General features: G+C 71.0%; 21 protein-coding genes. 13 read left to right on the top strand and 8 right to left on the bottom strand.

The genetic code is table 11. The features are described from left to right. Positions 1-94 precede the first annotated feature (94 nt). Both BM228_RS16950 and BM228_RS16955 read right to left on the bottom strand, forming a co-directional pair. The gene (locus tag BM228_RS16950) at positions 95-2,146 is read right to left on the bottom strand and encodes a methyl-accepting chemotaxis protein (protein ID WP_092042520.1); all 2,052 of its coding nucleotides are present in this window, start codon (positions 2,144-2,146) and stop codon (positions 95-97) included. Between the two features lie 97 nt (positions 2,147-2,243). Further along, a complete protein-coding gene (locus BM228_RS16955; protein ID WP_092042521.1) occupies positions 2,244-2,615 on the bottom strand; it encodes a winged helix-turn-helix transcriptional regulator in 372 nt (123 codons plus the stop codon). Between the two features lie 110 nt (positions 2,616-2,725). Here BM228_RS16955 and BM228_RS16960 point away from each other — a divergent pair, with 110 nt between their 5' ends. The 3 genes from BM228_RS16960 (at position 2,726) to uvrA (ending at position 7,666) form a co-directional block, all read left to right on the top strand. After that, entirely contained in the window at positions 2,726-3,745 is a 1,020-nt protein-coding gene (locus BM228_RS16960; RefSeq protein ID WP_092042523.1) for a zinc-binding alcohol dehydrogenase family protein, read from the top strand. 7 nt (positions 3,746-3,752) lie between these two features. After that, positions 3,753-4,175 (top strand): cupin domain-containing protein, encoded by a 423-nt coding sequence (locus tag BM228_RS16965; RefSeq protein ID WP_092042524.1) that lies wholly within the window; start codon positions 3,753-3,755, stop codon positions 4,173-4,175. A 335-nt stretch (positions 4,176-4,510) separates the two neighbouring features. Next, positions 4,511-7,666, top strand: a complete 3,156-nt coding sequence (gene uvrA, locus BM228_RS16970) for an excinuclease ABC subunit UvrA (RefSeq protein WP_092042526.1) — start codon at positions 4,511-4,513, stop codon at positions 7,664-7,666. A gap of 51 nt (positions 7,667-7,717) precedes the next feature. Here uvrA and BM228_RS35845 read toward each other — a convergent pair whose 3' ends face one another. Then, a complete protein-coding gene (locus BM228_RS35845; protein ID WP_280142335.1) occupies positions 7,718-7,840 on the bottom strand; it encodes a hypothetical protein in 123 nt (40 codons plus the stop codon). 393 nt (positions 7,841-8,233) lie between these two features. Here BM228_RS35845 and BM228_RS16975 point away from each other — a divergent pair, with 393 nt between their 5' ends. Next, the gene (locus BM228_RS16975) at positions 8,234-9,211 is read left to right on the top strand and encodes a transporter family protein (RefSeq protein WP_092042527.1); all 978 of its coding nucleotides are present in this window, start codon (positions 8,234-8,236) and stop codon (positions 9,209-9,211) included. 213 nt (positions 9,212-9,424) lie between these two features. Beyond that, positions 9,425-9,994 carry a fasciclin domain-containing protein gene (locus BM228_RS16980; protein WP_092042529.1) on the top strand — a complete coding sequence of 190 codons (570 nt, stop codon included), beginning with the start codon at positions 9,425-9,427 and terminating at the stop codon, positions 9,992-9,994. 56 nt (positions 9,995-10,050) lie between these two features. Here the strand turns inward: BM228_RS16980 and BM228_RS16985 are convergent, their stop codons facing one another. Beyond that, on the bottom strand, positions 10,051-10,758 hold the full coding sequence (locus BM228_RS16985) for an anti-sigma factor (RefSeq protein ID WP_092042530.1): 708 nt from the start codon (positions 10,756-10,758) through the stop codon (positions 10,051-10,053). Then, the gene (locus BM228_RS16990; RefSeq protein WP_092042631.1) at positions 10,755-11,330 is read right to left on the bottom strand and encodes a sigma-70 family RNA polymerase sigma factor; all 576 of its coding nucleotides are present in this window, start codon (positions 11,328-11,330) and stop codon (positions 10,755-10,757) included. Before BM228_RS16990 ends, BM228_RS16985 begins: the two co-directional genes overlap by 4 nt. A gap of 277 nt (positions 11,331-11,607) precedes the next feature. Here BM228_RS16990 and BM228_RS16995 point away from each other — a divergent pair, with 277 nt between their 5' ends. The 6 genes from BM228_RS16995 to BM228_RS34705 all read left to right on the top strand — a co-directional run bounded on the left by BM228_RS16995 (position 11,608) and on the right by BM228_RS34705 (position 16,601). Next, positions 11,608-12,582: a S1C family serine protease gene (locus BM228_RS16995; protein ID WP_092042532.1), complete on the top strand. Its 975-nt coding sequence runs from the start codon at positions 11,608-11,610 to the stop codon at positions 12,580-12,582. 157 nt (positions 12,583-12,739) lie between these two features. Further along, on the top strand, positions 12,740-13,000 hold the full coding sequence (locus tag BM228_RS17000) for a GCG_CRPN prefix-to-repeats domain-containing protein (protein WP_092042534.1): 261 nt from the start codon (positions 12,740-12,742) through the stop codon (positions 12,998-13,000). Positions 13,001-13,322: 322 nt separating this feature from the next. Then, entirely contained in the window at positions 13,323-13,469 is a 147-nt protein-coding gene (locus BM228_RS17005; RefSeq protein ID WP_007566967.1) for a DUF1127 domain-containing protein, read from the top strand. A 79-nt stretch (positions 13,470-13,548) separates the two neighbouring features. Next, a complete protein-coding gene (gene trmFO, locus BM228_RS17010) occupies positions 13,549-14,976 on the top strand; it encodes a methylenetetrahydrofolate--tRNA-(uracil(54)-C(5))-methyltransferase (FADH(2)-oxidizing) TrmFO (RefSeq protein ID WP_092042535.1) in 1,428 nt (475 codons plus the stop codon). Between the two features lie 142 nt (positions 14,977-15,118). Then, positions 15,119-16,321, top strand: coding sequence for a Zn-dependent hydrolase (locus BM228_RS17015; RefSeq protein WP_092042537.1), 1,203 nt, complete (start codon positions 15,119-15,121; stop codon positions 16,319-16,321). A gap of 139 nt (positions 16,322-16,460) precedes the next feature. Next, positions 16,461-16,601, top strand: a complete 141-nt coding sequence (locus tag BM228_RS34705; RefSeq protein ID WP_167367755.1) for a hypothetical protein — start codon at positions 16,461-16,463, stop codon at positions 16,599-16,601. 3 nt (positions 16,602-16,604) lie between these two features. On the opposite strand, the gene BM228_RS35850 is transcribed toward BM228_RS34705, so the two are convergent. Then, positions 16,605-17,324, bottom strand: a complete 720-nt coding sequence (locus tag BM228_RS35850; protein ID WP_092042538.1) for a CatB-related O-acetyltransferase — start codon at positions 17,322-17,324, stop codon at positions 16,605-16,607. Continuing rightward, positions 17,321-21,238 (bottom strand): glycosyltransferase, encoded by a 3,918-nt coding sequence (locus BM228_RS17025; protein WP_092042540.1) that lies wholly within the window; start codon positions 21,236-21,238, stop codon positions 17,321-17,323. The genes BM228_RS35850 and BM228_RS17025 overlap by 4 nt, the downstream gene beginning before the upstream one ends. Positions 21,239-21,660: 422 nt before the next feature. Between BM228_RS17025 and BM228_RS17030 the strand changes: the two genes are divergently transcribed. Both BM228_RS17030 and BM228_RS17035 read left to right on the top strand, forming a co-directional pair. Next, complete coding sequence (locus BM228_RS17030) at positions 21,661-22,554, top strand: glycosyltransferase family protein (protein ID WP_092042542.1); 894 nt, start codon at positions 21,661-21,663, stop codon at positions 22,552-22,554. Further along, a complete protein-coding gene (locus BM228_RS17035; protein WP_092042543.1) occupies positions 22,551-23,489 on the top strand; it encodes a glycosyltransferase family 2 protein in 939 nt (312 codons plus the stop codon). Before BM228_RS17030 ends, BM228_RS17035 begins: the two co-directional genes overlap by 4 nt. Here BM228_RS17035 and rutC read toward each other — a convergent pair whose 3' ends face one another. Continuing rightward, the gene (gene rutC, locus BM228_RS17040; protein WP_092042545.1) at positions 23,490-23,876 is read right to left on the bottom strand and encodes a pyrimidine utilization protein C; all 387 of its coding nucleotides are present in this window, start codon (positions 23,874-23,876) and stop codon (positions 23,490-23,492) included. Position 23,877 lies beyond the last annotated feature (1 nt).

Raw genomic sequence — 23,877 nt, forward strand, 5'->3', positions numbered from 1 at the left:
TTTGGCGGGGGTTCGGGGGCGGAGCCCCTGAGTACCAGGGCTCCGCCCTGGACCCGCAAAAGGTCCCGGACCTTTTGAATCCGGGACCTTCGTCTTAGGCGGCGCGGACGTTGGCCAAAAAGTCGCCGACGGCGCCGCGCAGGGCGCTGGCCTGCCGGGCCAGGTCGCTGGCGGCGTCCAGCACCTGGGACGAGCCGTGGCTGGCCATGTCCGCCGCCTCGCCTACGCCGGCGATGTGGCCCGAGACCGCGCGGGTGTCCTGCGAGGTCTGGCCTGTGGTGCGGGCGATCTCGGCGGTGGCCGCGCCCTGCTCCTCGACCATGGCGGCGATCTCGGCCCCGATCCGGGCGAGGTTGCGGATCACCTCGGTGATACCGCCGATCGACCGGACCGAGGCCTCGGTGGAGCCGGTGATCTCGGCGACCTTGGCGGCGATCTCCTCGGTGGCCTTGGCGGTCTGGCCGGCGAGATTCTTCACCTCGGCGGCGACCACCGCGAAGCCGCGCCCGGCCTCGCCGGCCCGGGCGGCCTCGATCGTGGCGTTGAGCGCCAGCAGGTTGGTCTGGCCGGCGATGTCCGAGATCATCGCGACGATCTCCCCGATGCTGCCGGCGGCCTGGGCGAGGCGGCGGACCTCTCCGGCCATGCCGTCCGCATCCCGAGTCGCGGAGGCCGCGAGGTCGGCCGAGGCCCCGACCTGCACGCTGATCTCCCGGACCGAGGCGGTGAGTTCTTCGGTGGCCGCCGCCACCGTGTCGGCCGAGCGGGCGGCCGAATCCGCGGCGCCGGCCACCGCCCGGCTGAGATCGGTGGTGTCCTGTGCGGACCGGGCCATGCCGTGAGCGGAGGCCTCCAGCTGCTCGGCGGCGGCCGAGACCGCCTCGACGATGCCGCCGACCTGCCGCTCGAAACTGTCGGCCAGGCTCAGAGCCGCGGCGCGCTGCGCGGCGGCATTCTCGGCCGCGAGCCGCTGCTGCTCGGCGCGGGCGAGCCGGCGCTCGGCGACGCTGTCGCGGAACGTCTCCGCGGCGGCGGCGATCGCCCGCACCTCGCGCGGGCCTCCGGCGGGGATCGTGAGGTCGGCGGCACCCGGCTCGTCGCGGCCGATCGCGGTCAGCACCCGGGCCATCCGGACCAGGGGCCGGGCGATGGCCGTGCCCAGCCAGAAGGCGAAGCCGACCGAGAGCGCGAACAGGGCGAGCCCGCCCACGATCCAGGCCGTCAGCATCCGGTCGGCCTGGGCCCGCACCGCACCGGCAGCGGAGACCAGGTCGGCGGTCAGCCGGTCCTCGACCCCCTTCAAGGCATCGATGCGCTGGGTGGCGAGCCGGAACCAGGCCGGCGCGTCGCGGAAGGCGAGGCTCGTGCCCGGCATCGTCTCCTGCGCGGCCTTGCGCAGGCGCGCCACCTCCCGGGCCGGCTCGGTGGCCTCGGCCTCGTCCAGCAGTTTGGCCTGCCCGTCGGTGGCCCCGGCCCGGAACAGGGCGCCGTAGGTCGCCTGATCGGCCGAGAGCGTGGTGAGCCGGCGCGCGGCGGGGAGGTCCAGGCTGCCGGAGGCGAACACCGCCGAGGCGGCGGCCCGCTCCTGGCCGGCGGCCTCCTTCAGGGCCAGGAACGCCGCGTAGGCGTTCGCCCGGGCGGCGATGCCGGCCTCGCCGATCACGCCGCCCATCGCCCGGACCACGCCCAGCCCCTCGCCGATCAGGCCGGTGTAGAACGTCACCACCTGCGGCGCGCTCACGCCGAGGGCGTCGACCGCTTGGCGCTGGGCCGCGAGCCCGGCGAGCGCCTTGGCGAAGCCATCCGCCCGCGCCGCGAAGGTGGGGCCGAACGCGGTCGCCGCCGCCATCGCCTCGGGGAGCCCGGCCAAAGCCGCGTCGGTGCGGCTGCGCTGGGCCGCGAGTTCGGGCCCGAACTGCGCCCCCTTGGCGCCCAGGAACAGGCTGGAGGCGCCGCGCTCGCGCTGGCCCTCGTGGACGAAGGCGCTGATCCGCGAGGCCAGGCCGACCAGGGTCTCGACCCGATCCATCTCGGCGCGGCGCGCCCATTGGTCGGACACCGCCCATCCGGCCGCGCCCGCGAAGGCGAGGCAGGGCGCGAGCGCCACCGCGAGGATGCGGGCGCGGAGCGAGGAGAGGACGGCCATCGGAATCCAGAACGGTTCAGGGTTAACCAGACTCATCCGGGAGGGGTATAAAAACACCGTTACGGTGAAGGGGTTTGCCGAAAGGTGCAATGCACAATCAGGCGGCAGTCTCGACGGGACGCGCCGCATCGGGGTGCAGTTCGGCGTGCAGATCGCCCCAGACCTTCAGCGCGTGGATGACCGGCTCCAAGGAGCGTCCCCGCACGGTCAGGCTGTACTCCACCTTCGGGGGCACCTCGGCGTAGACCGTGCGTGCGATCAGGCCGTCCGCCTCCATTTCGCGCAGCTGGTTCGTGAGCATGCGCTGCGTCACGCTCGCCAGCCGCCGGCGAATCGCGTTGAAGCGCAGGGTCCCCTCCAGCAGGTGGTAGAGGATCACGCCCTTCCACTTGCCGTCGATGAGCCGGAGGGTCGCCTCCACGGCACAGCCGGGGCTGCAGTTACCCTGATGGTGCCGGATGCGGGGCATGGCGGGATCCTCGACGGTATCATTTCTCGCACCAGTGGCGTTTTATGTGCGTACTTGCGCGCCGTGAAGGCGGACGGCATCTCGTTTCGCAACAGCTGAAGGAGAGGCCGATGCGCGCCGTCGGGTACAGAAAATCCCTGCCGATCACCGAGGCCGAGGCCCTGGTCGATCTCGACCTGCCCCAGCCCGAACCCGGCCCCCGCGATCTGCTGGTGAAGGTCGAGGCGGTCTCGGTGAACCCGGTCGACACCAAGGTCCGCCTGCGGGCCGAGCCCGAGGCCGGCGGGGTCAAGGTGCTGGGCTGGGACGCCGCCGGCACCGTGGTCGCCAAGGGCGCCGAGGCCGAGGGCTTTTCCGTCGGCGACGCGGTGTTCTACGCGGGCGACCTCACCCGGCCGGGGACCAACGCCGAGTTCCACTGCGTCGATGCCCGCATCGTCGGGCATAAGCCCACCAGTCTCGACTGGGCGCAGGCGGCCGCCCTGCCCCTCACCGCGATCACAGCCTGGGAAGCCCTGTTCGACCGGCTCGACACCAAGAAACCGGTGCCGGGCGCGGCTCCGGCGATCCTGATCGTCGGCGGCGCGGGCGGTGTCGGCTCGGTGGCGATCCAGCTCGCCCGGGAACTCACGGACCTGACCGTGATCGCCACCGCGTCCCGGCCCGAAACCGCGGCCTGGTGCCGGGATCTCGGCGCCCACCACGTGGTCGACCATGCAAGGCCCCTGGCCGCCGAGGTGGCAGCCCTGGGCCTCGGCGCGCCGGGCCTCGTGTTCTCGACCACCAACACCGACGCGCATCTGGCCGAGATCGCCGAGCTGATCGCCCCGCAGGGCCGGTTCGCCCTGATCGATGACCCGGCGCAGCTCGACGTGGCCCTGCTCAAGCGCAAGAGCCTGTCGCTGCACTGGGAATTCATGTTCACCCGCTCGATGTTCGGCACGTCCGACATCGGCGCCCAGGGCGCGCTCCTCGACGAGGTCGCCCGGCTGGTGGATGCGGGGCGCCTGCGCACCACCCTGGGTGAGCATTACGGGCGGATCGACGCCCAGAACCTTCGGCGGGCCCACGCGCTGATCGAGAGCGGACGCGCCAAGGGCAAGATCGTGCTCGAAGGCTTTGCGTCGTGAGGGCGCCATGACCGAGACCGGCACCGGACTCTTCGACGTATCGGCGCTGGCGGCGGCCTTGCCCGACAGCGCGCAGACGCTCCTGGTCGACACCTACCTGACCGACCGGGCGGCGGCGAGCGCCCGGGTGTTCCGGGTCTACCGGCCGACCCCGCCGCACTACCACGCCACCTGCGACGAGTACCTCTACTGCTTGTCGGGACGCGGCACCGTCTGGCTGGGCGCCCCCGCGAACCTCACGACGTTCGGCCCCGGCCAGCTCCTGTTCTTCGAGAAGGGCACGGTGCACGCAATGCCGGAGATCGCCCCGGGCGAGCCGGTGACGTTCCTGTCGATCGACACCCCGCGGCGGGCGCCCACCGACATCGTGTTCGTCAACCCCGAGGACGGCACCCCCGCCACCTTCATGGCCCGCAACGCCGAGGCGTGAAGTCCCGGATCCAAAAGGTCCGGGACCTTTTGCGGGTGCAGGGCAGCGCCCTGCTGTCGGGCTTCGCCCGATGATCGGAGCTCTGCCCCGCCACCCCGCCAAAGGGCCGCAGGCCCTTTGGAAACCCTGCTTTTCGGCTCGGGGACAGCACATGCGGGGGAAGCAGTTGCCGGCGTACGCGTTTCGTTCTAGCAAAGGCTTCGCATGACGGGCTTGCGTCCCGCCGGTCCTACCTTGCCGTCGACCGCTCCGGGCTCGACATGAGCGGGTACGGCGGCTGACCCGTGCGCAAGCCAGCCCCGACCGCGTCGACGCCTCGAAAGACCGCCGCCCTCATGGCCAAAGCCCAAGCCGGAACCCGAGTCGGACCCCGAGGCGCCGCCAGCAAAGCCGCCCCCAAACCCTCTCCCGTGAAGGCTCCTTCGCCCAAGACGCCTGCCAAGACGCCCGCCAAGGCGGCGTCTGTCGAGGCGGTGCTGCCCAAGCCCGCGCGTAAGAAGGTCGAGGCGCCGGCATCTGCCCGCAAGGCTGCACAGACGGGCGCCGGACGCCACGAGGCCGCCACCGACGCCAAGCTGGAAGCCCTGTTCGACGCTGCCCCATCCGCCGCCGACCGGCGGGTGATCACGGTCCGGGGCGCCCGGGAGCACAATCTCAAGAACGTCGACCTGACGATCCCCCGGGACAAGCTCGTGGTGTTCACCGGGCTGTCGGGTTCGGGCAAGTCGTCGCTCGCCTTCGACACGATCTACGCCGAGGGGCAGCGCCGCTACGTCGAGTCGCTCTCGGCCTATGCCCGCCAGTTCCTGGAGATGATGTCCAAGCCCGATGTCGATCAGATCGACGGGCTCTCGCCGGCGATCTCCATCGAGCAGAAGACCACCTCCAAGAACCCCCGCTCCACCGTCGGGACGGTCACCGAGATCTACGACTACATGCGCCTGCTCTGGGCGCGGGTCGGCATCCCCTACTCCCCGGCCACCGGCCTGCCGATCGAGAGCCAGACCGTCCAGCAGATGGTCGACCGGGTGCTGGAGCTGCCGGAGAAGACCCGGCTGTACCTGCTGGCCCCGGTGGTCCGTGGGCGAAAAGGCGAATACCGAAAAGAGATCGCCGAGTACCAAAAGAAAGGTTTTCAGCGGCTGCGGGTCGATGGCGAGTACTACGCGATCGACGACGTGCCCAAGCTCGACAAGAAGTTCAAGCACGACATCGACGTGGTGGTCGACCGGATCGTGGTGCGGGCCGACATCGCCGCGCGGCTGGCCGATTCCTTCGAGACCGCCCTGGAGCTCGCCGACGGCATCAGCGAGATCGTGTTCGCGGAGGCCCCCGAGGGCGAGGAGCCCCGGACGATCACCTTCTCGTCCCGCTTCGCCTGCCCGGTTTCGGGCTTCACCATCGCGGAGATCGAGCCGCGGCTGTTCTCGTTCAACAACCCGTTCGGCGCCTGCCCGACCTGCGGCGGCATCGGCCACGAGATGCGGATCGATCCCGAGCTGGTGATCTCGGACCCCGGCTTGAGCCTCAAGCGCGGCGCGGTCGGCCCCTGGGCGAAATCGACCTCGCCCTATTACGGCCAGACGCTCGATGCGCTGGCGGAGCATTACGGCTTCAAGACCAGCGTACCCTGGCAGAGCCTGCCGGAGGCGGCCCGCGCCATCGTGCTGTACGGCTCCGGCAAGCAGGCGATCCGCTTCGCCTACGATGACGGGCTGCGCAAATACGCGGTCAACAAGCCGTTCGAGGGCGTCATCCCGAACCTGGAACGCCGCTACAAGGAGAGCGATTCCGACGCGGTGCGGGAAGAGATCGGCCGCTTCATGAGCGAGACGCCCTGTGCGTCCTGCGGCGGCAAGCGGCTGAAGCCCGAGGCGCTGGCCGTGAAGATCGCCATGGCCGATATCGGCGACGTGACGGCGCTGTCCGTTTCGCAAGCCCATCGCTGGTTCTCCGAATTGCCGGAGAAGCTGACGGCCAAGCAGAACGAGATCGCGGTCAGAATTCTCAAAGAAATCCGCGACCGGCTGAGTTTTTTGGTGGATGTCGGCCTCGAATACCTGACGCTGGCCCGCGGCTCCGGCTCTCTGTCGGGGGGCGAGAGCCAGCGCATCCGGCTGGCCTCGCAGATCGGCTCCGGCCTGACCGGCGTGCTCTACGTGCTGGACGAGCCCTCGATCGGCCTGCACCAGCGCGACAACGAGCGGCTGCTCGGTACCCTCAAGCGCCTGCGCGACCTCGGCAATTCGGTGATCGTGGTCGAGCACGACGAGGACGCGATCCTGCAAGCCGATTACGTGGTCGATGTCGGCCCGGGCGCGGGCATCCATGGCGGCGAGATCATCGCCCAGGGCACCCCCGCCGAGGTGCTGGCCAACCCGGCCTCGCTCACCGCGAAGTACCTCACCGGAGAGATGTCGGTCCGCACCCCCGCCGCGCGTCGAAAGAGCCGGAAGGGCAAGCTCGGCGTGTTCGGCGCGCGCGGCAACAATCTCAAGGATGTGGATTTCGAGATCCCGCTCGGGACCTTCACCTGCATCACCGGCGTCTCCGGCGGCGGCAAGTCCACCCTGGTGATCGACACCCTGTACAAGGCCGTCGCGAAGAAACTGAACGGGGCGCTGGAGCACCCGGCCCCGTACGACCGCCTCGAGGGCCTAGAGCATCTCGACAAGGTCATCGACATCGACCAGTCGCCGATCGGGCGCACGCCGCGCTCGAACCCGGCCACCTATATCGGCGCCTTCACGCCGATCCGCGACTGGTTCGCCGGCCTGCCCGAGGCCAAGGCGCGCGGCTACCAGCCGGGCCGCTTCTCCTTCAACGTGAAGGGCGGGCGCTGCGAGGCCTGCTCGGGCGACGGCGTCATCAAGATCGAGATGCACTTCCTGCCGGACGTCTACGTCACCTGCGACGTGTGCAAGGGCAAGCGCTACGACCGCGAGACCCTGGAGGTGAAGTACCGCGGCAAGTCCATCGCCGACGTGCTCGATTCCACCGTCGAGGAGGCGGCCGAGCTGTTCAAGGCGGTGCCGGCGATCCGCGAGAAGCTCGAGACCCTCAAGCGCGTCGGCCTGCACTACGTCCGTGTCGGCCAGCAGGCGACCACCCTGTCGGGGGGCGAGGCGCAGCGGGTGAAGCTGTCCAAGGAGCTGTCGAAGCGCGCCACCGGGCGCACCCTCTACATCCTCGACGAGCCGACCACCGGCCTGCACTTCCATGACGTCGCCAAGCTCATGGAGGTGCTCCACGAGCTCGTGGACCAGGGCAACACCGTGGTGGTGATCGAGCACAACCTCGAAGTGATCAAGACCGCCGACTGGGTGATCGACATGGGTCCCGAGGGCGGCGATGGCGGCGGCCGGGTGGTGGCCCTGGGCACCCCGGAAGAGATCGCCCGCTCGAAGGCGAGCCATACCGGCCGGTTCCTGCGCGAGGTTTTGGCCCGGCGCCCTGCCCCGCAGGCCGGCCGCCGCAGCGCCGCCGAATAGGCGCCGGATCCTCGATCGAACGCGCTCGCCGACGCCGAACCGGGATCCACGTCAGCGGCGCGCGCTCCAGGGCGGCAGATTCTGCCGGGTCGCCGCCGGAATTCCGGTCTGGACCGCCTGCGGCAGCCCGTGATTCGGGCCGCCGGCACCGGGTTCGAGCTCGTTCCGGGCCATCCGGACCGGGGATTTCCGGCCATCCTCGCCGGACCGGCCCCTGCCCGTTCGCCCGCCCGGGCTTGCCGGATTCTCCCGCGGGTGGCGGCATCAACAGCTTGACCGTTCAACGATATTTTGCCGATCGGGGTCCCGATATTCGGGTCCGGAGACTGTGTTGCATCGCCGCAAAAATGCGTCTTTTGCGCAACGGTTCAGCCGGTTTTGCCGCTTCGATCAGCATTCCACTGTCTTTCCGCAGGTCTCTGTAGAATAGTCAGCAGCGTTGAGACGGGCGGGCTCCGTGGGGGCGCTCGGCACATCGGAAGTCGGCAGCCGCCAAGGGCGAGCAGACCGGCAGGGTAGTGCCGAATGCGGGACGGAAGCCTTGAGACCTTGGGAAGGAATGAAACAATGATGAAGAACTGGCTCGCGGCCGGCGCGGTCGCGCTCACGGTCGGCATGACGTCGACGATCGCGCAGGCGCAGACCACGACAGTTCCCGGTGAGCAGGTCGGCCTCGCCATCGGCGCGCCGCTGCCCGAGGGCATCTACGCGATCAACACCTTCACCTACCGCCGCACCGACGGCCGGAACGATCCCGACACGGCCGTCAACATCCCGGTCCTGGTCTGGTCGACGCCGTTCGTGCCGTTCGGCGGCCGCGTCGAGCTGCTCGTCGCTCCCCCGACCGTGTTCGCCTTCACCCGCAACCCGGCCGGCGTGCGCAACAAGGACATCTCGATCAACGTCGGCACCTTCGTCGGCGGCATCTGGGCCTTCGACCTCGGCAGCAACTTCGGCGTCAGCTTGCTCGGCGGCGTGTATCTGAACGACCTCAACGGCGACCGCGGCTCGATCATCACCGCGAACGGCACGACCGCCACCCCGGTGCTGCCGCAGCTCTCCTCGAACACCTACCGCTTCGGCGTGGCCGGCAGCTACACCGGCGACGGCTGGAACATCACCGGCAACCTGACCGCCAACATCTACGACTCGCCCGGCCGTTTCGGTGGTCCGGTCGGCGCGGCGCTTGGCCCGTTCTACCTGTCCAACGCCCTGAACTTCGACATCACCGCCACCAAGAAGTTCGGCAACTTCGAGATCGGCCCGGTCGCCTACGGCACCTACAACTTCGACATCGGCCAGTTCAGCGCTGCTGCCGGCAACCGCGGCCGGTTCGCCGTCGGCGGCCTCGTCGGCTACGACTTCAAGATCTTCACCGTCCAGGCCTATGTCGCCCGCGACGTCGTGACCGGCGCGACCTTCACCAACGCGTTCGGCCGCACCCGCAGCGACTACTCCACCGACGGCTGGATCCGGTTCATCGTCCCGCTGTACTCGCCGGCGCCCGCTTCGCCGGTCCCGGCCGCCCTGGTCCGCAAGTACTGATCGGCCACGACGCGCCTCCGGTCTCCCGCCCCCGGGCGGGAGACCTCGGATCTCCGCCAGACCGCCCGGCTCCGCAGCCGGGCGGTCTTTTTTTGTCCTCTCGGGCCGGCCTGGAGCCGGACCCTGTGAAACCTTTCCGCGCGAGGCCCCGTAAGCGACGGCGTAATCCCGGTCCGCGTTCGATCCCGGGATGCCTGACGGAAGGAAACACAGATGTTCAACGCTCTCAGAGGCCGGCACGCGGCTCGGGCAGTCGCCCTCGCTCTGGCCCTCGGCCTCGGCGTGACCGGCGCGGCCCAGGCCAAGAACCCGATGGTCGGCGGCGCGCCGATGTATGCCAACAAGACGATCGTGGAGAACGCGGTCAATTCCAAGGACCACACCACGCTGGTCGCCGCCGTGAAGGCCGCGGGCCTCGTCGACACGCTGAGCGGACCCGGCCCGTTCACGGTGTTCGCACCGACCAACGCCGCCTTCGCCAAGCTGCCGCCGGGCACCGTCGAGAGCCTCGTGCAGCCGCAGAACAAGCCGACGCTCACCAAGATCCTGACCTACCACGTGGTCCCGGGCGTCTACACCGCCAAGGACCTGATGGCGCTGGTCAAGCAGGGCGGCGGTCAGGGCCAGCTCACCACGGTCGAGGGCGAGCCTCTCGCGGTGGCGGTGCAGGGCAAGAAGGTCCTGATCACCGACGTGAAGGGCAACACCGCCACGGTGACGATCCCGAACGTCATGCAGTCGAACGGCGTGATCCACGTGATCAACGCCGTGCTGACCCCCTGATCCGGTCAACGACGCGCCCGCGGTGCCGCCCCGGCACTGCGGGCTCTTCCGGGGCCCTACTCGGCGATCAGCTTGCCGGTATAGACCACCGGTCCCGTGGGCTGGCCGCTCGGCGAGCCGCCCGGAGGCTCCACGGAGACCGCCAGGACCCCGTCCGGCGCGGCGCCCTGCGGCAGGCTCACCCGGCTCGCGCCAGCCCCGATGAGGCCGAGCGGCTTCGGCCCCTCGGCGCCGACATACCACAGCTCCAGGCTCTTTCCCGCGGGCGCCTCGGCCCCCACCGGCCGGACCTGGGCGGTGCCGGTGCGGGTGTCGACGCGCACGATCAGGGCCGGGAGCGCGCCGCCGCCCTGGACCACCGCGAGATAGCGGCCACCCTCCGGCTCCGGCAGCTGCCCGACCGCGACGAACACAGCCAGCCCCGCCGCCAGCAGCCCCGCCCCCGCGGTGGCGATCCGCCAGCGCCGGACCTGCCGGCGCAGATGGGCGAGGGGGTCCTGCGACCCGCCGGACCCGGCTGCCAGCGCCCGCAGCAGCGTTGCCCGCACCCGCGGCGGCGGCGCCACCGGCGGGATCGCGGCGAGGAGCGGCGACAGCCGCCGCTCCCAGGCTCGCACCCGGCCGGCAAGGGCGGCATCGGTGGCGAGGGCGCGTGCCGTGGCGTCCCGCTCCCCCGGGTCGAGGGTGCCGAGCACGTACTCGGCCGCCCGCAGGTCGGGATCCGCAGCGGGATCCGGAATGGGGCCGTCGGGACCGCCGCTCACGAGACCGCCTCCAGGCAGGTCTTCAGGGAGGCGAGCGCCCGATGCAGCCAGGTCTTGATCGTGTTGACCGGCCGTTCGTAGCGCTGGGCCAGCTCCTCCCGGGAATGGCCCTCGCAATAGGCCAGCATCACGCAATCCCGGTGCGCCGGCTCCAGCCGGCCCAGGCAGGCCGCGAGGGCGTCCCGGTCCAGGAACGCCGCGGCGTCGTCATGCGGGTCCATCAGCCGCGCCACCCAATCCTCGCCGTCGTCCCGCACCGGCCCCTGAACCTCTACCGATCCCTTCCGGCGCAGGCCGTCGATCGCCCGGTTGCGGGCGATCGTGCACAGCCAGGCGAGCGGCCGTCCGGCCTCGGGGTCGTAGCTCCCGGCCGCCTGCCAGATCCGCAGATACGCGTCTTGAAGGATGTCTTCGGCCAGGGACCGGTCGCGCTGGATACGCAGGATCACGCCAAAGAGTTTCGGGCTGGTCAGATCGTAGAGCTCGGCCAAAGCCGCCGCCTCGCCGCGCCCGATCTCGAACAGCAATCGCCGCAGCCGGGCCTCGTCGGCGCCGGAAAGACCCGGCGGCACCCGGTCCGGGGTCGCCCCCGCGGCAAAAATCGGTCCGGCCAAGATCCGTTCCCGCGCCCGCGCGCCCGTTCCCCTGCCGGCCGCGCTCCTTTAGGATAGCTCTAAGGGCCCCTGCGCGTCCTGTCACATCGTCGGTCCCGCACAGGATCGTCGGATGGCGCGGCGATGCGCGCGGCGCCGCGCCACGGGTGTCGCAGGCCGCGCGGACCGCCTATCTAAGTCCGGTTTCGCGCGTCCGGTGGCGCCGGCGCAGGGGCGAACCAGCCGAAGGACTCTCATGGCGACGCAGGGCGAGTGGAAAATCCCGGCGCAGGCCCAGCCCAGGCCGGCGGATTACGGCTACGATCTCGATCGGGCGCTCTCGTCGGTGCTTGCCCTGTCGGCGCGGGTGCCGGAGGGCGCCTTCACGGCCGAGACCCTCGGGACCGAGCGCGCCGGCAACGGCGTGGTGATCCGCGAGGACGGGCTGGTGCTCACCATCGGCTACCTGGTCACGGAGGCCGAGAGCGTCTGGCTGACCACCCGGGAGGGCCGCTCGGTGCAGGGCCACGTGCTCGGCTTCGATGCCGCCACCGGCTTCGGCCTGGTCCAGGCTCTGGGCGAGCTCGGCGTCCCGGCCCTGCCCATCGGCCGCTCGGCCGGGCTGAAGACCGGCGACCGGGCGGTGGTGGCGGGGGCGGGCGGACGCCAGCGCTGCGTCGCCGTGGAGGTCGTCGCCCGGCAGGAATTCGCCGGGTACTGGGAGTATGTCCTCGACGAGGCCCTGTTCACCGCCCCGGCCCACCCGCATTGGGGCGGCACCGCGCTGATCGGCGCGCAGGGCGAGCTGCTCGGCATCGGCTCCCTGCAATTGCAGCAGGGCGGCAGCAGCAATGCCCGCCCGATCAACATGGTGGTGCCGATCGATCTGCTTCCGCCGATCCTCGACGACCTGGTCACGCGCGGACGCGCGAACCGGCCGCCGCGGCCCTGGCTCGGCCTCTACGCCACCGAGAGCGAGGAGGGCATCGTGGTGATGGGGATTGCCGATGGCGGCCCGGCCGAGACCGGCGGCCTGCACGGCGGCGACGTGATCGAGGCGGTGGCCGGCGAGCCGGTCCCGGACCTCGCGGCCTTGTTCCGCAGCATCTGGGCGCTCGGCGAGGCCGGCGTCCGGGTTCCCCTCACCGTGCGCCGCGACGGGCGCAGTGTGAAGCTCGCCATCGTCTCGGCGGATCGGGAGCGGTTCCTCCGCACGCCTTCGCTGCACTGAGAACCGCCCGCGAAACCGTCGCCGCCGAGGCCGCGTTTCTCGGATGCCGAGGCGAGCCTGCACGGGATACAACCACAGGCTCAGCTTCGGTTCAGGCGGCGGGGCCGACTTTCTCACGACCGGCGCCGATCCGCCGGACGCTTTGAGGAGATCTGTCATGGCGATTCTGAGCGCACCGCGCGCGAAGGCATTCGTTGTGGCCGCCGCGATCGCCGGCGGCCTCGGGCTCGCTGGTTCCGCCCAGGCGGCGGGGGGCTGCGGCCCGGGCTTCCACCCGAATCCCTGGGGTATCTGCCGCCCGAACTGGGGGCCCCGGCCCTACTGGCGCCGGCCGGTCTATTACGGCGGCTACGGCTATGCCCGGCCGAGGCCCTATTACCGGCCCTACGGCTTCTACGGCCCGCGCCCGTTCTACTGAGCGCGCAAACGCATCATCCCGAAAGGCGGCCGCCGGCTTTCGGGATGATGCTTCTCCAGCCCGAGCTGCACTGCGAAGGGCGCCCCGCCAGCCGGTAGGGCGCCCTTCGCGCGTTCAAGCCGGTTTCCGGCATGCGCACAAAGAATGACCAGCCGGGAAGGTTGCCGGTTTCTTAAGCCGACCATGCGGCCCGTGCAGACCAGATCCTTGACCTTTTGACTCCTGCTGCGCCGCGGCAGGTTTATATGTGCATTGCACCAACAAGAGGCAGCGATGCGCAACGGCGCGCCATTTCCTGCCTGAACAGAGGTCAAAGCATTCCATGTCCGCCGCTCGTAGCGTCCTGAGTCGCGTCCGCGCCTATCTCCGGTACCGCGACACCGTCTCCCAGCTTTCCCGCCTCTCGGATCGCGATCTTGCCGATCTCGGCATCAACCGCAGCGAGATCCATGGCATCGCCCGCGTCTGATCTCCCAAAAACCATCGCGATTCGACTCAAAGGACCGCCGCCCGTTGATCCGGGCGACGGTCCTTCGCTATTCTGGGACATGACACAGACCCTTCACATCATCGGCGGCGGGCTGGCAGGCTCCGAGGCGGCCTGGCAGGTGGCCGAGGCCGGCCATCGCGCCGTGATCCACGAGATGCGCCCGGTGCGCGGCACCGAGGCGCACCAGACGGACGGCCTGGCCGAGCTGGTCTGCTCGAACTCGTTCCGGTCGGACGACCCGGAGAGCAACGCCGTCGGCCTGCTGCACCAGGAGATGCGCTCCTTGAGCTCGCTGATCATGCGGGCGGCCGATGCCAACCAGGTGCCGGCGGGCGGTGCCCTCGCGGTGGACCGGGAAGGCTTCTCCGCCACGGTGACCCGGATTCTGGAGCAGCACCCCAACGTCACGGTGGTGCGCGGTGAGGTCGAGGGCCTGCCGCCGGAGGAATGGGGGCCCTGCATCGTCGCCACCGGCCCGCTGACTGCCCCGGCTCTCGCCGAGGGCATCCGGGCGCTCACCGGCGCCGAGTCCCTCGCCTTCTTCGACGCCATCGCGCCAATCGTCCACTGCGACTCGATCGACATGGACGTGGCGTGGTTCCAGTCCCGCTACGACAAGCCCGGCCCCGGCGGCACCGGGGCCGACTATCTCAACTGCCCGATGACCCGCGAGCAGTACGATGCGTTCGTGGCCGCCCTCGTGGCGGGGGACAAGATCGGGTTCAAGCAGTGGGAGGGGACGCCGTATTTCGACGGCTGCCTGCCGATCGAGGTGATGGCCGAGCGCGGCCCCGAGACCCTGCGGCACGGCCCGATGAAGCCTGTGGGGCTCACCAACCCGCGCGACCCGCTGGTCAAGGCCTGCGCGATCGTGCAGCTGCGCCAGGACAACGCGCTGGGCACCCTCTACAACATGGTCGGCTTCCAGACGAAGCTGACCTATGCCGAGCAGGTCCGGATTTTTCGCACCATCCCGGGGCTCGAGCGGGCCGAGTTCGCGCGGCTCGGCGGCCTGCACCGCAACACCTATCTCGACAGCCCGCGGCTGCTGGACGCCACCCTCCGGCTGAAGGCCCGGCCCACCTTGCGCTTCGCCGGCCAGATCACCGGCTGCGAGGGCTATGTCGAGAGCGCCGCGGTCGGGCTGATGGCCGGCCGCTTCGCGGTGGCCGAGGCGGCGGGCCAGCCCCTCGCCCCCCTGCCCCAGACCACGGCGCTGGGCGCCCTCATCGCGCACATCACCGGCGGTCACGTCGCGGCCGACGGCGAGGCCAACGCCCCGCGCTCGTTCCAGCCGATGAACGTCAATTTCGGCCTGTTCCCGCCCCTGGCCCAGGCCCCCCGCAACGAGACCGGCCGTCGCCTGCGCGGCCCGGAAAAGGCCGTGCTGAAGAAGCGGGCGCTCACCGATCGGGCTAGGGCCGACCTCGGTGCCTGGATGGCGGGCGCTCCGGCGGCGGAGTGGCGGCCGGCGGCGGCGGAGTAGCGCAGCAGGTCACGGTTTCGAAAGGGCGGAGCCCTGCTGTCGGGCTCCGCCCCGACACCCCGCCAAAGGGCTCGCCCTTTGGAAACCCTGATGCGCGCATGGCGCTTGCACGACCCGGGCTTTCAGCAGCTGGGCTCGAAGCATGACCGAGATCGACACCGAAGCCTTCCTGGCCGACCTGTACGCCCTGCGCGAGATCGGCCGGTTCCGTACCGGCGTCCACCGCCCGACCTTCTCGGCCGCCGACATGGAATCCCGCCGCTGGCTGATGGCCAAGCTGGAGGAATGCGGGCTGGAAGCGTCGATCGATGGGATCGGCAACGTGCTCGGGCGCCATCGCGGGCCCGGACCCCATCTCCTGGTCGGCAGCCACATCGAGACCCAGAACGAGGCCGGCTGGCTCGACGGGGCGCTGGGGGTGGTGGCCGGGCTGGCCCTGGCCCGGGCCGGGCTGCCGGTCGACGTCGTCGCCTTCGCGGACGAGGAGGGGCACTTCTCCGGCGGCTTCCTGGGCAGCCGCTCTGCGATCGGCGCCTTGACCGAGGCCGAGATCGACGCCGCCCGCAACCGCACCGACGGCACGCCCCTGCGCGCGGCCCTCGAAACCGCGGGGCTCGCCGGATTGCCGCGGATGCGGCTCGATCCGGCCCGCTACCGGGGTTTTCTGGAACTGCATATCGAGCAGGGCACGCAACTCGAATCCGCCGGCCTGCATCTCGGCGTGGTCAGCGGCATCGTGGCGATCTGGCAATTCCAGATCGTGTTCGCGGGCAACCAGGACCATGCCGGCGGCACCACCATGGCAGAGCGCCGGGACGCGGGCCTCTCGGCGGTGCGCCTGCTCGCGGCGATCGACCGGGAATTTCCGAAGGTCTGTGGCCCGCGCAGCACCTGGACCACGGGGCGGATCACCCTGGATCCCGGCGGCTACAGCATCATCCCGGGCCGCGCCGAGGTGGCCTTCCAGTTCCGCGACGTGTCGATCCCGGTGCTGGAGCGGATGGAAGCGTGCCTCGAGGCGCTGGTGCGCGAATCGAACCGGCGCGAGCGCTGCCCCGCCACGCTCACGACCCTGTCGAAGGCGATCCCCGCCCCCTGCGACCCGGACCTGATGCGGGCCCTCTCGGAGGCCGCCGAGCAGGTCTGCCCCGGCCGCTGGCAGGTGATGCCCTCGGGCGCCGGCCACGACGCCCAGAACATCGCCCGGATTCTCCCGGCCGCCATGCTGTTCGTCCCGTCGATCGGCGGCATCAGCCACCATTGGGCAGAGGATACCAGCGACGCGGACCTGGCCTTCGGGGTGCGCGCGCTCGGCGCGGCGGCGGCTCGGGTGCTGGTGGGGTGAGGCTATTGCAAGCCATAGGATGACAGCTACCACCTGATCTTGGGGCGCGGCTCAAAGGTAGTGATGGCCGAGCATTTACTCAGTGAAGCAACGCCCCCCGCCCCCGATCGTTGACCCGGATCAATGCCGGAGGGCGGCCATGCGGATCCGGAAGGAAGCGACCTATGATGGGGTGTGGACCGTGTTCGTCGGCGAGGGCCTCTGCTTCAGCGATTTGAGCGGGCCGGCCGCCGACGCGCTGGTAGCGGCGTTCGCGCGGTTCGCCGAGGCGGGGGAGTGAGCCTCAGGCGCCCGGGATCAGCGACTGGATCGGGATCAGGTCCGGGCGGTATTCCTGCATCCCGCCGGCGATCCGCTCCTCGACGGCGTCGAGGAATTTCTCCGGATCGGTGATCGAGCACTGGCGCAGGTCCCAGAAGGCGTAGCGCCACCAGCGCACCGCCAGGTAGCGCTCGATCAGCGCGTCGGGAAACCGCATCTTCACGACCCGAGCCGGGCTGCCGGCCACGATCGCGTAGGGCGGCACGTCCTTGGTCACCACCGCCATGGCGCCGATGATCGCCCCGTCGCCGATGGTAATGTCGGGCATCAGGAAGGCGCCGTGGCCGATATAGACGTCGTTACCGATCCGCACGCGCTTGGGCCACAGATAGGGGCCGCAGATCTCGTAATCCTCGGCGCGGGGATCCTGGCGGTCGAACACCGCCGAATGGTGCGTGTAGAACAGCGGCGAGGTCGAGCCGCAATGGACCGGGTGGCTGCCGCGCCCGACCTGGACGCTCTCGCCGATCGAGCAGTAGCGGGCGATGTCGGCGCCGAAATAATAGCCGCTCACCGCGTAGGAGAACGCCCCCATGGTGAGGCAGTAATCGATCCCCATCCACTTGATGCTGCAGGGCGGCTCGAAGGTGCAGTCCTCCGGCAGGCCGAACGGGGCCGGATGCAGCACCGAGATGCCGCGCCGGAGCATCTCCTGCTTCATGTCCTCGTTGACGGAGATCATGCGGCGTCCTCGTCGCGTGGGTTTTGCGCCCCGGCCGGATTCAGGTCCAGGACGTAGTAGTCGCGCATCAGGTCGTCATACTCGGCCGCCTGGATCGGAACCGAGAGCTCCCCGGCGCGCGAGATGTCGAGCGCCAGCAGCCGGTCGTTGAAGGCGGCCGGGTCGTTGGCCAGGGCGTAGGGCAGGATATGGCCGTTCGGATAGGCCCGCAGCCGGTCGCCCTGGGCTCCCAGGGCGAAGGCCGCCACCGGCAGGCCGGTCCGCAACGCCAGGGTCAGGGCGTAGGAGTAGGTCTCGGGCCAGATCGCCGGCAGCAGGATCAGGTCGGCGGCGGTCCGCCAGACGAGGTCGAGGGCCTCGTCGTCGCCGGCATAGCGACCGGTCTGGCTCACCCCCGCCCGCTCCAGCCCGCCCGCGAGCGCGGGATCGGAGAAGCCCACGATCGCGAACCGCAGCGGCAGTTTGCGGTCCTGGGCATCGGTGGCCAGTGCCTGCAGGAACAGGCCGCCCTTGGTGGCGCTGATCGCACCGAGCACCGCGACCCGGCGCACGCGGCCCGGGCGCCGCAGGGCGGTGGAGCGCACGCTGCGGTCGTGCTCGACATGCGGCCGCACCGTGATCGCCAGATCCGGATACACGTCCCGGATCCGACCCGCCGTGTCGGCCGACGGCGCGAACACCCGCGCCGCCCCGGCCAGGAACCGCCCGAACGTCGCCCGCCGCTCCGCCGGATCCGGCTCCTCGTAGCCGTCCGCGTCCGAGGCCAGGCAGTCCTGGCACACGGGCACCGGTGCCAGCCCGCAATAGCGCCCGTCCGGCATCACCAGGTGGTTGCGGTGGCACACCGGCGAGAAGTCGTGCAGCGTCCAGGCATAGGGCCGCCCGGAGCCGAATACGAGGTCCATCAGCGCGCGGGCCGCATTCCAGCGCAGGCCCGCCAGCGAGTGCACGTGGATCAGCAGTGGCGCCAGCTGCTCGACGAAGGCGGCGAGCTCGTCGGCGTCGCGGGGCAGGTACAGGCTGTCCAGGCTCGGCAGGTACACGAACTCCCGGCTGCGATACGAGACGTTGACCTGGATGTTCCGGGCCCGGTCGACCGAGAGCAGCACCACGGCCGTGCCCTCAGCCTTGAGCCGGGCGATCATGTCGTCGATGTGCCGCTGGATGCCCCCGCCCCAGCTATGGGTCACGAACAGCAAAGCCCGGCCGCGGAAGTGCCGGGCGAGCCGGTACAGGTCGAGCCGCGCCCGCCCCCGCCGGCCGGGATCGGCCTGGACGAACTGGCCGACCAAAGCCGGGTAGTCCGGGTGCTTGGCGAGCAGCGCCGCCTGGCCCTGGTCGTACTCGCCGCCCGGGTCGAGCCCGAACGAGATCTGCCCGGCATGGTAGACGTACACGTCCTCGGCCAGCAGGTTCGAGAACCCGGCCTTGCGGGCGCGCATGCACCAGTCGTTCTCCTCGCCGTAGCCCTTGCCGAAGGCGATCTCGTCCAGCGTGCCGACCGCGTCGAGGGCCTCCGCCGTCATGTACATGCAGAAGCCGACCCCGGTGGGCACCTCCACCGAGCGGCCGCGGTTGAGCGCCTTGGCGGCCTGGTCGAGTTCGGGCCGGGGGATCTCCAGCGCCATGGTGTTGTTGGCGTTGAAGCGAGGGTAGCTGCAGATCGTGGCGTTGTTCGACAGCGGCGTGACGCTGCCCACCGGCGGGCGGCCGTCCGCCTCGGCGGTCTCGGCATGGGCGACCAGCCGGTCGAGCCAGTCGCCGAACACTTGGGCGTCGGAGTTGAGCAGGACCACGGCCCGGCCCTGGCGCAGGGACAGGCCGCGGTTGACCGAGCGGACGAAGCCGAGGTTGTTTTGGTTTTCGACCAGATGGAACAGGCCGCGGCCGGCCAGCTCGGCGAGCTCGGCTGTGAGCTGCGGGTCTGGGGATCGGTCGTTGACGGCGAGCAGGGTGAACGGGGTTTTCTGCGGGGCGGCGAGGCAGGCGTGGATGGCGCGCAGGGTCTCGCTGCGGCCCTTGTAGACCGGCATGATCACGACGACCCGGGCCTGGGCGAGGGTCAGGGCTCGGGGCAGGCCGTCCCAATCCTGCGGTTCGGGGGCCTCCATGGCCGGCCAACTGCCGAGATCCTCGGGGCAGCCCATCAGCCCGGCGGCGCGGCCGGTGCGGACGTAGTGCAGAAATGGCGATTCGCCCGGTGCGAACAGGTGGCCGTAGGCCCGGCGATAGAAGCGGGTCGAGAAGGTCTTGCTGGGGTTGCGGCCCTCGTGCTGGCCGTAGGCGACGAAATGGGCCAGCGGCCCGCCCGCAGCACCGGCGACGTCGGGATTCCGCTTCGCGTAGAACGCGGCGTCGAAATATGGCTCGAACAGCCGCGCCTGCTCCGCCAGGGCGTCCGCCTCGGAGGGCGGCGGGCCGTAGCGCGGGTCGAATCGCCCGGCCGCAATATCGGTGCCGTGCAGCAGTGCCGTGGCGAGGTGGTGGACCAGGGGCGCGATGCCGGTCTCCCGCGCCCAGGGATGCGCGTCGAGATAGGCCTGCCCGTTGAAGTCGGGGCGTGGGTTGCGGCCCTGGCGCCAGCCGGCGTCGCAATAGTCGCGGACGGCGTCGACATCCTCCGCCAGGCCGTAGCGTTCCCGGTAGAAGGCGTGGTCGAAATGCAGAGCCGCCAGCCCGGCCTGAAGGTCCAGAGACGCTGCCCGGTCCAGAGGCCTGCGCCCGATCGCGCCGAGCCACAGCGTGTCCTCCACGGGCGGACGCGCCGGGCGCAGGCCGCAGACCCGCAGCAGCGCGTCCAGCGTCGAGCGCCCCGGGCCCGGATCGCGCAGCTCCCGCCAGCCGCTGGTGGCGAAGTGCAGGTAAGGTGCGGTCTCCCGCACGTCCGCGTAGGTCGCCCGGTACCAGGCCTCGTCCACCGCCGGGACGTTCAGCCTGTCCGGCCCCGAGAACGGTTTTTTGCCGGAAAGCAGCGTCTCGGCGACGTAGCGGAAGAACGGGTCGCCGATCACCGCCCGGCTGCCGGCCCGCGCCTGCACGAAGCCGGCCGGGTTGAAATCCTGACGCGGGCTGCGCATCTGCCGCCAGCCGTCGGCAACGTAGGCTCGCAGCAGCTCCGTATCGGAGGCCTCGGAGATTTCTCGGGCCTCCCGCTCGGCTAGCCCCTGCCGGTAGTATGCGGCGTCGAAATACGGCGCGAGCGTCTCGGCCTGGACCGCCAAAAAATCCTCCGGCTCGGGCCGGGCCGGGCCGCCGTGCAGGATGTAGTGCACCAGCGGGTTCTGGGTCGCGTAGGAGATTTTTCGGGTCAGGCAATAGGCCAGGGTGTCGAAGTGCGGCGACGGCTCGCGGCCCTCGCGCCAGCCGGAAGCCATGTAATGGGCTGCCGGATCGACGCCGGCCGCCTGCAGGTCCGGGTTGTGGGCGAGATAGAACGCGCCGTCCACGAGACGGCGGGCCAGGCGCTCGGCCTGTTTCGTGTCGGGCTTCGGCAGAGCGCCGCCCTTGGCGCGCTGGGCCGTCAGCCAGTGCAGGAACGGGTTGATCCCGGCCCGGGCGAGATACGGCCGCGCGGCGAGGTAGTCGGCGGTGCAGAAATCCGGTCGCGGATCCCGGCCCTCGCGCCAGCCGACCGTGAGGTAGTCGCGCACCGGATCGACCGTGATGCCATACCAGCTCGCGTAGAAGCCGGCATCGACATACGGCTCCAGCGCCGCGATCAGGCGTGCCTCGAGATCGTCGCCGGCCCCCGCGCCGGCCCAGCGAGCCTGCAAGGCGGCGGGTCGGCCCAGCGGATCGCTGATCCGGCGCCAGCCGAGGCGCAGGGCGCGCGCGGACTCGACGGCGCCGCGCGCGACCGGCCGGCCGATGCGGCGCTTGAACCGCCCGATTGTCGGGGGCAAACCGAGGCGCATCTCAGGGCTCTGCGGGGGAACGTGCGCCGCGTGCCGTCACGAGGCGCGGCATCCGTCGGCCGCCTTCGGGGTCGACGCGGTCGAGGCGCTGGTCTCGGATCGGCTCATGGTCGGCAGCGTCGGGGGCGTGCGAGGCGCGGAGGCGGGCGTCGCATTCTTCGCCCGTCGAACTAACGGAACCGGCCGAGTCCGTAAACCATGGGCCGCCCGGTCCGCGGCCCCGCGGCTGCCCGAGCCGGCATGCCAGCTTGTCGGGGACCGGGGGCCGCGATATCGAAACGCCGACCCATCGAGACCGGATCGACGCCATGCGCCGCCTCGCCGGCTTTCCCATCCGGCATTCTCCCTCGACCGATACCCTCAATGCCGAGCAGGCCGCCACCGTCGCGGTGGTGCGGGCGTGAGCGGCCGGAGCCCGGCCCGTGCCTGATCCAGACCTGGGCCGCCTCGCGCTCGGCATCACCCTGTTCCGGCCGAGCCGGGACCAGGTGGACCGGGTCCTGGCGCACACTGCGTCCGGATTCGCCGGGGTGATCGCCTTCGACGATGGCGGCCTGCCCGACGCGGAGGCGGAGCGCCTCACCCGGGCCGGCGTGACCCTGCTGTCGGCGGGGCGCAATGTCGGCATCGCCGAGGCGCTCAACCAGATCGTCGCGGCGGCCCGGGCGGCGGGCGCGAGCACCCTGCTGCTGCTCGATCAGGATGCCGAGCCGCCCGCGGGGCTCGCCGCGGCGCTGCTCGCCGCCCTCACCCGGCTCCGGCAGGCCGCGATCCCGGTGGCGGTCGTAGGGCCGGCCCCCGCCCCGGCCGTCGGCCACAAGGCGCCCGCCTACCCGCCCCGCCCCGGCGCGCCGGCCTGCGACGCCCTCGCCCCGGTGCAGTTCCTGGCGACCTCGGGCTCGCTCATCGACCTCGACGCCCTCGCCCGGATCGGCCCGTTCCGCGCCGACTTCTTCATCGACGGCGTCGAGCTGGAATGGTGCTTTCGCGCCTGGAGCCTCGGTTACGGCTGCTACCTCGCCCGGGACGTCGCGATCCCGCACCGGGTCGGGGGCGGGGTAATCCGCGGCTTCGGGATCGCGATGCCGCGCCAGCCCCTGTTCCGCATGGCGACCTACCTGCGCAACGCGGTCTATGCCTGGCGCCTGCCGCACGTGCCCCTGCGCTGGAAGCTCGTCCAGGCCGCCTACCTGCCGCTCCAGGCCGGGCTGTACTGGGCGGATTCGGGCTGGCGGCCGGCCGTGCTGCTGCGGCTGCTCGGGGCCGTCCGCGACGGCGCCCTCGGGCGCCTCGGCCCGCCCTGGGATCGCCCATGACGGACCGCGCCGTCCTCGACGTGGTGATCGTCAACTGGAACGGGGGCGCCCTGCTCCGGACCTGCCTGGCGAGCCTTGCGACCGTGCAGCATGCCGCGTCCGTGCAGGTCATCGTGGTGGACAACGCCTCGCAGGACGGCTCGGCGGACGACCTGCCCGCCCTGCCCCGCCCGCTTCGGCTGATCCGCAATTCCGAGAATCACGGCTTCGGCCGGGCCTGCGACCAGGGCGCCGCCGCCGGGGAGGCCCCCGCGATCCTGTTCCTCAACCCGGACACGCAGGTCGCCCCCGACGCCCTCCGTGTAGCCCGGGATGCCCTGATGGACGATCCGCGCACCGGGATCGTCGGCGCCCGGCTGGTCGACCCGGATGGCCGGACCGCCCGCTCCTGCGCCCGGGCGCCCACCGGTCTCGGCCTCCTCGGCCGCGCCCTTGCCCTCGACCGGCTCGGCCTGGTCCGGCCGCATTTTCTGCTCGAATGGGATCACGCCGACGACCGCGCCGTCGGCCAGGTGATGGGCGCGTTCCTGATGATCCGCCGGGACCTGTTCGCGGCGCTCGATGGCTTCGACCCGCGCTTCTTCGTCTACTGGGAGGATGCCGACCTCTGCACCCGCGCCCGGGCCGCCGGCTTCGCGGTGCGGCACGTGGCCGGGGCGGTCGCCCACCATGTCGGCCAGGGCACGACCCGGCAGGCGCGAGCCCGGCGCCTGTTCTACTTCCTACGCAGCCAGATCCTCTATGCCGGCAAGCATCACGGCCGGGCCGCGGCCCTCGCTCTCACGGCCGCGAGTTTTTGCGCGCAGGTGCCGCTGCGGCTCGCCCTGGCGCTCGCTCGCCGCTCGCCGCAGGAGGCCGCGGAGGTGCTGCGCGCGGCCGGACTCCTGGCGGCGGCGCTGCCCAGCCTCGCGCCGAAGCTCCTGCGGGGCCGCTGATCAGCGGCCGATATGGGCCACGGAGGCGATCTCCACGAGGGCGTCGGGCTTCACGAGGCCGCACTGGATGCAGTAGCGCGCCGGTTTCTCGCCCGGGAAGTAATCCGCGTAGACCGCGTTGATCGCCGCGTAATCGGCCCAGTTCTTCAGGAAGACGTGGTTGAAGGTCACGTCGTCCATCGTGCCGCCCGCGGCCTCGACCACGCCCTTGATCGTCTCCAGCACGTGCCGGGCCTGGGCACCCGCGTCGCCGACATGGACGACGTTGGCGTCGGCATCGAGGGGCAGGGTGCCCGAGACGTACAACACCCCGTCGGCCAGGGTGCCGGGCACGTAGGGGGCGAGCGGCTTGCCCGTACCCGGCGGGATGACGACCTGCTTCGGCATT

It is taken from the genome of Methylobacterium pseudosasicola (assembly GCF_900114535.1).
Taxonomy (GTDB): Bacteria; Pseudomonadota; Alphaproteobacteria; order Rhizobiales; family Beijerinckiaceae; genus Methylobacterium; species Methylobacterium pseudosasicola.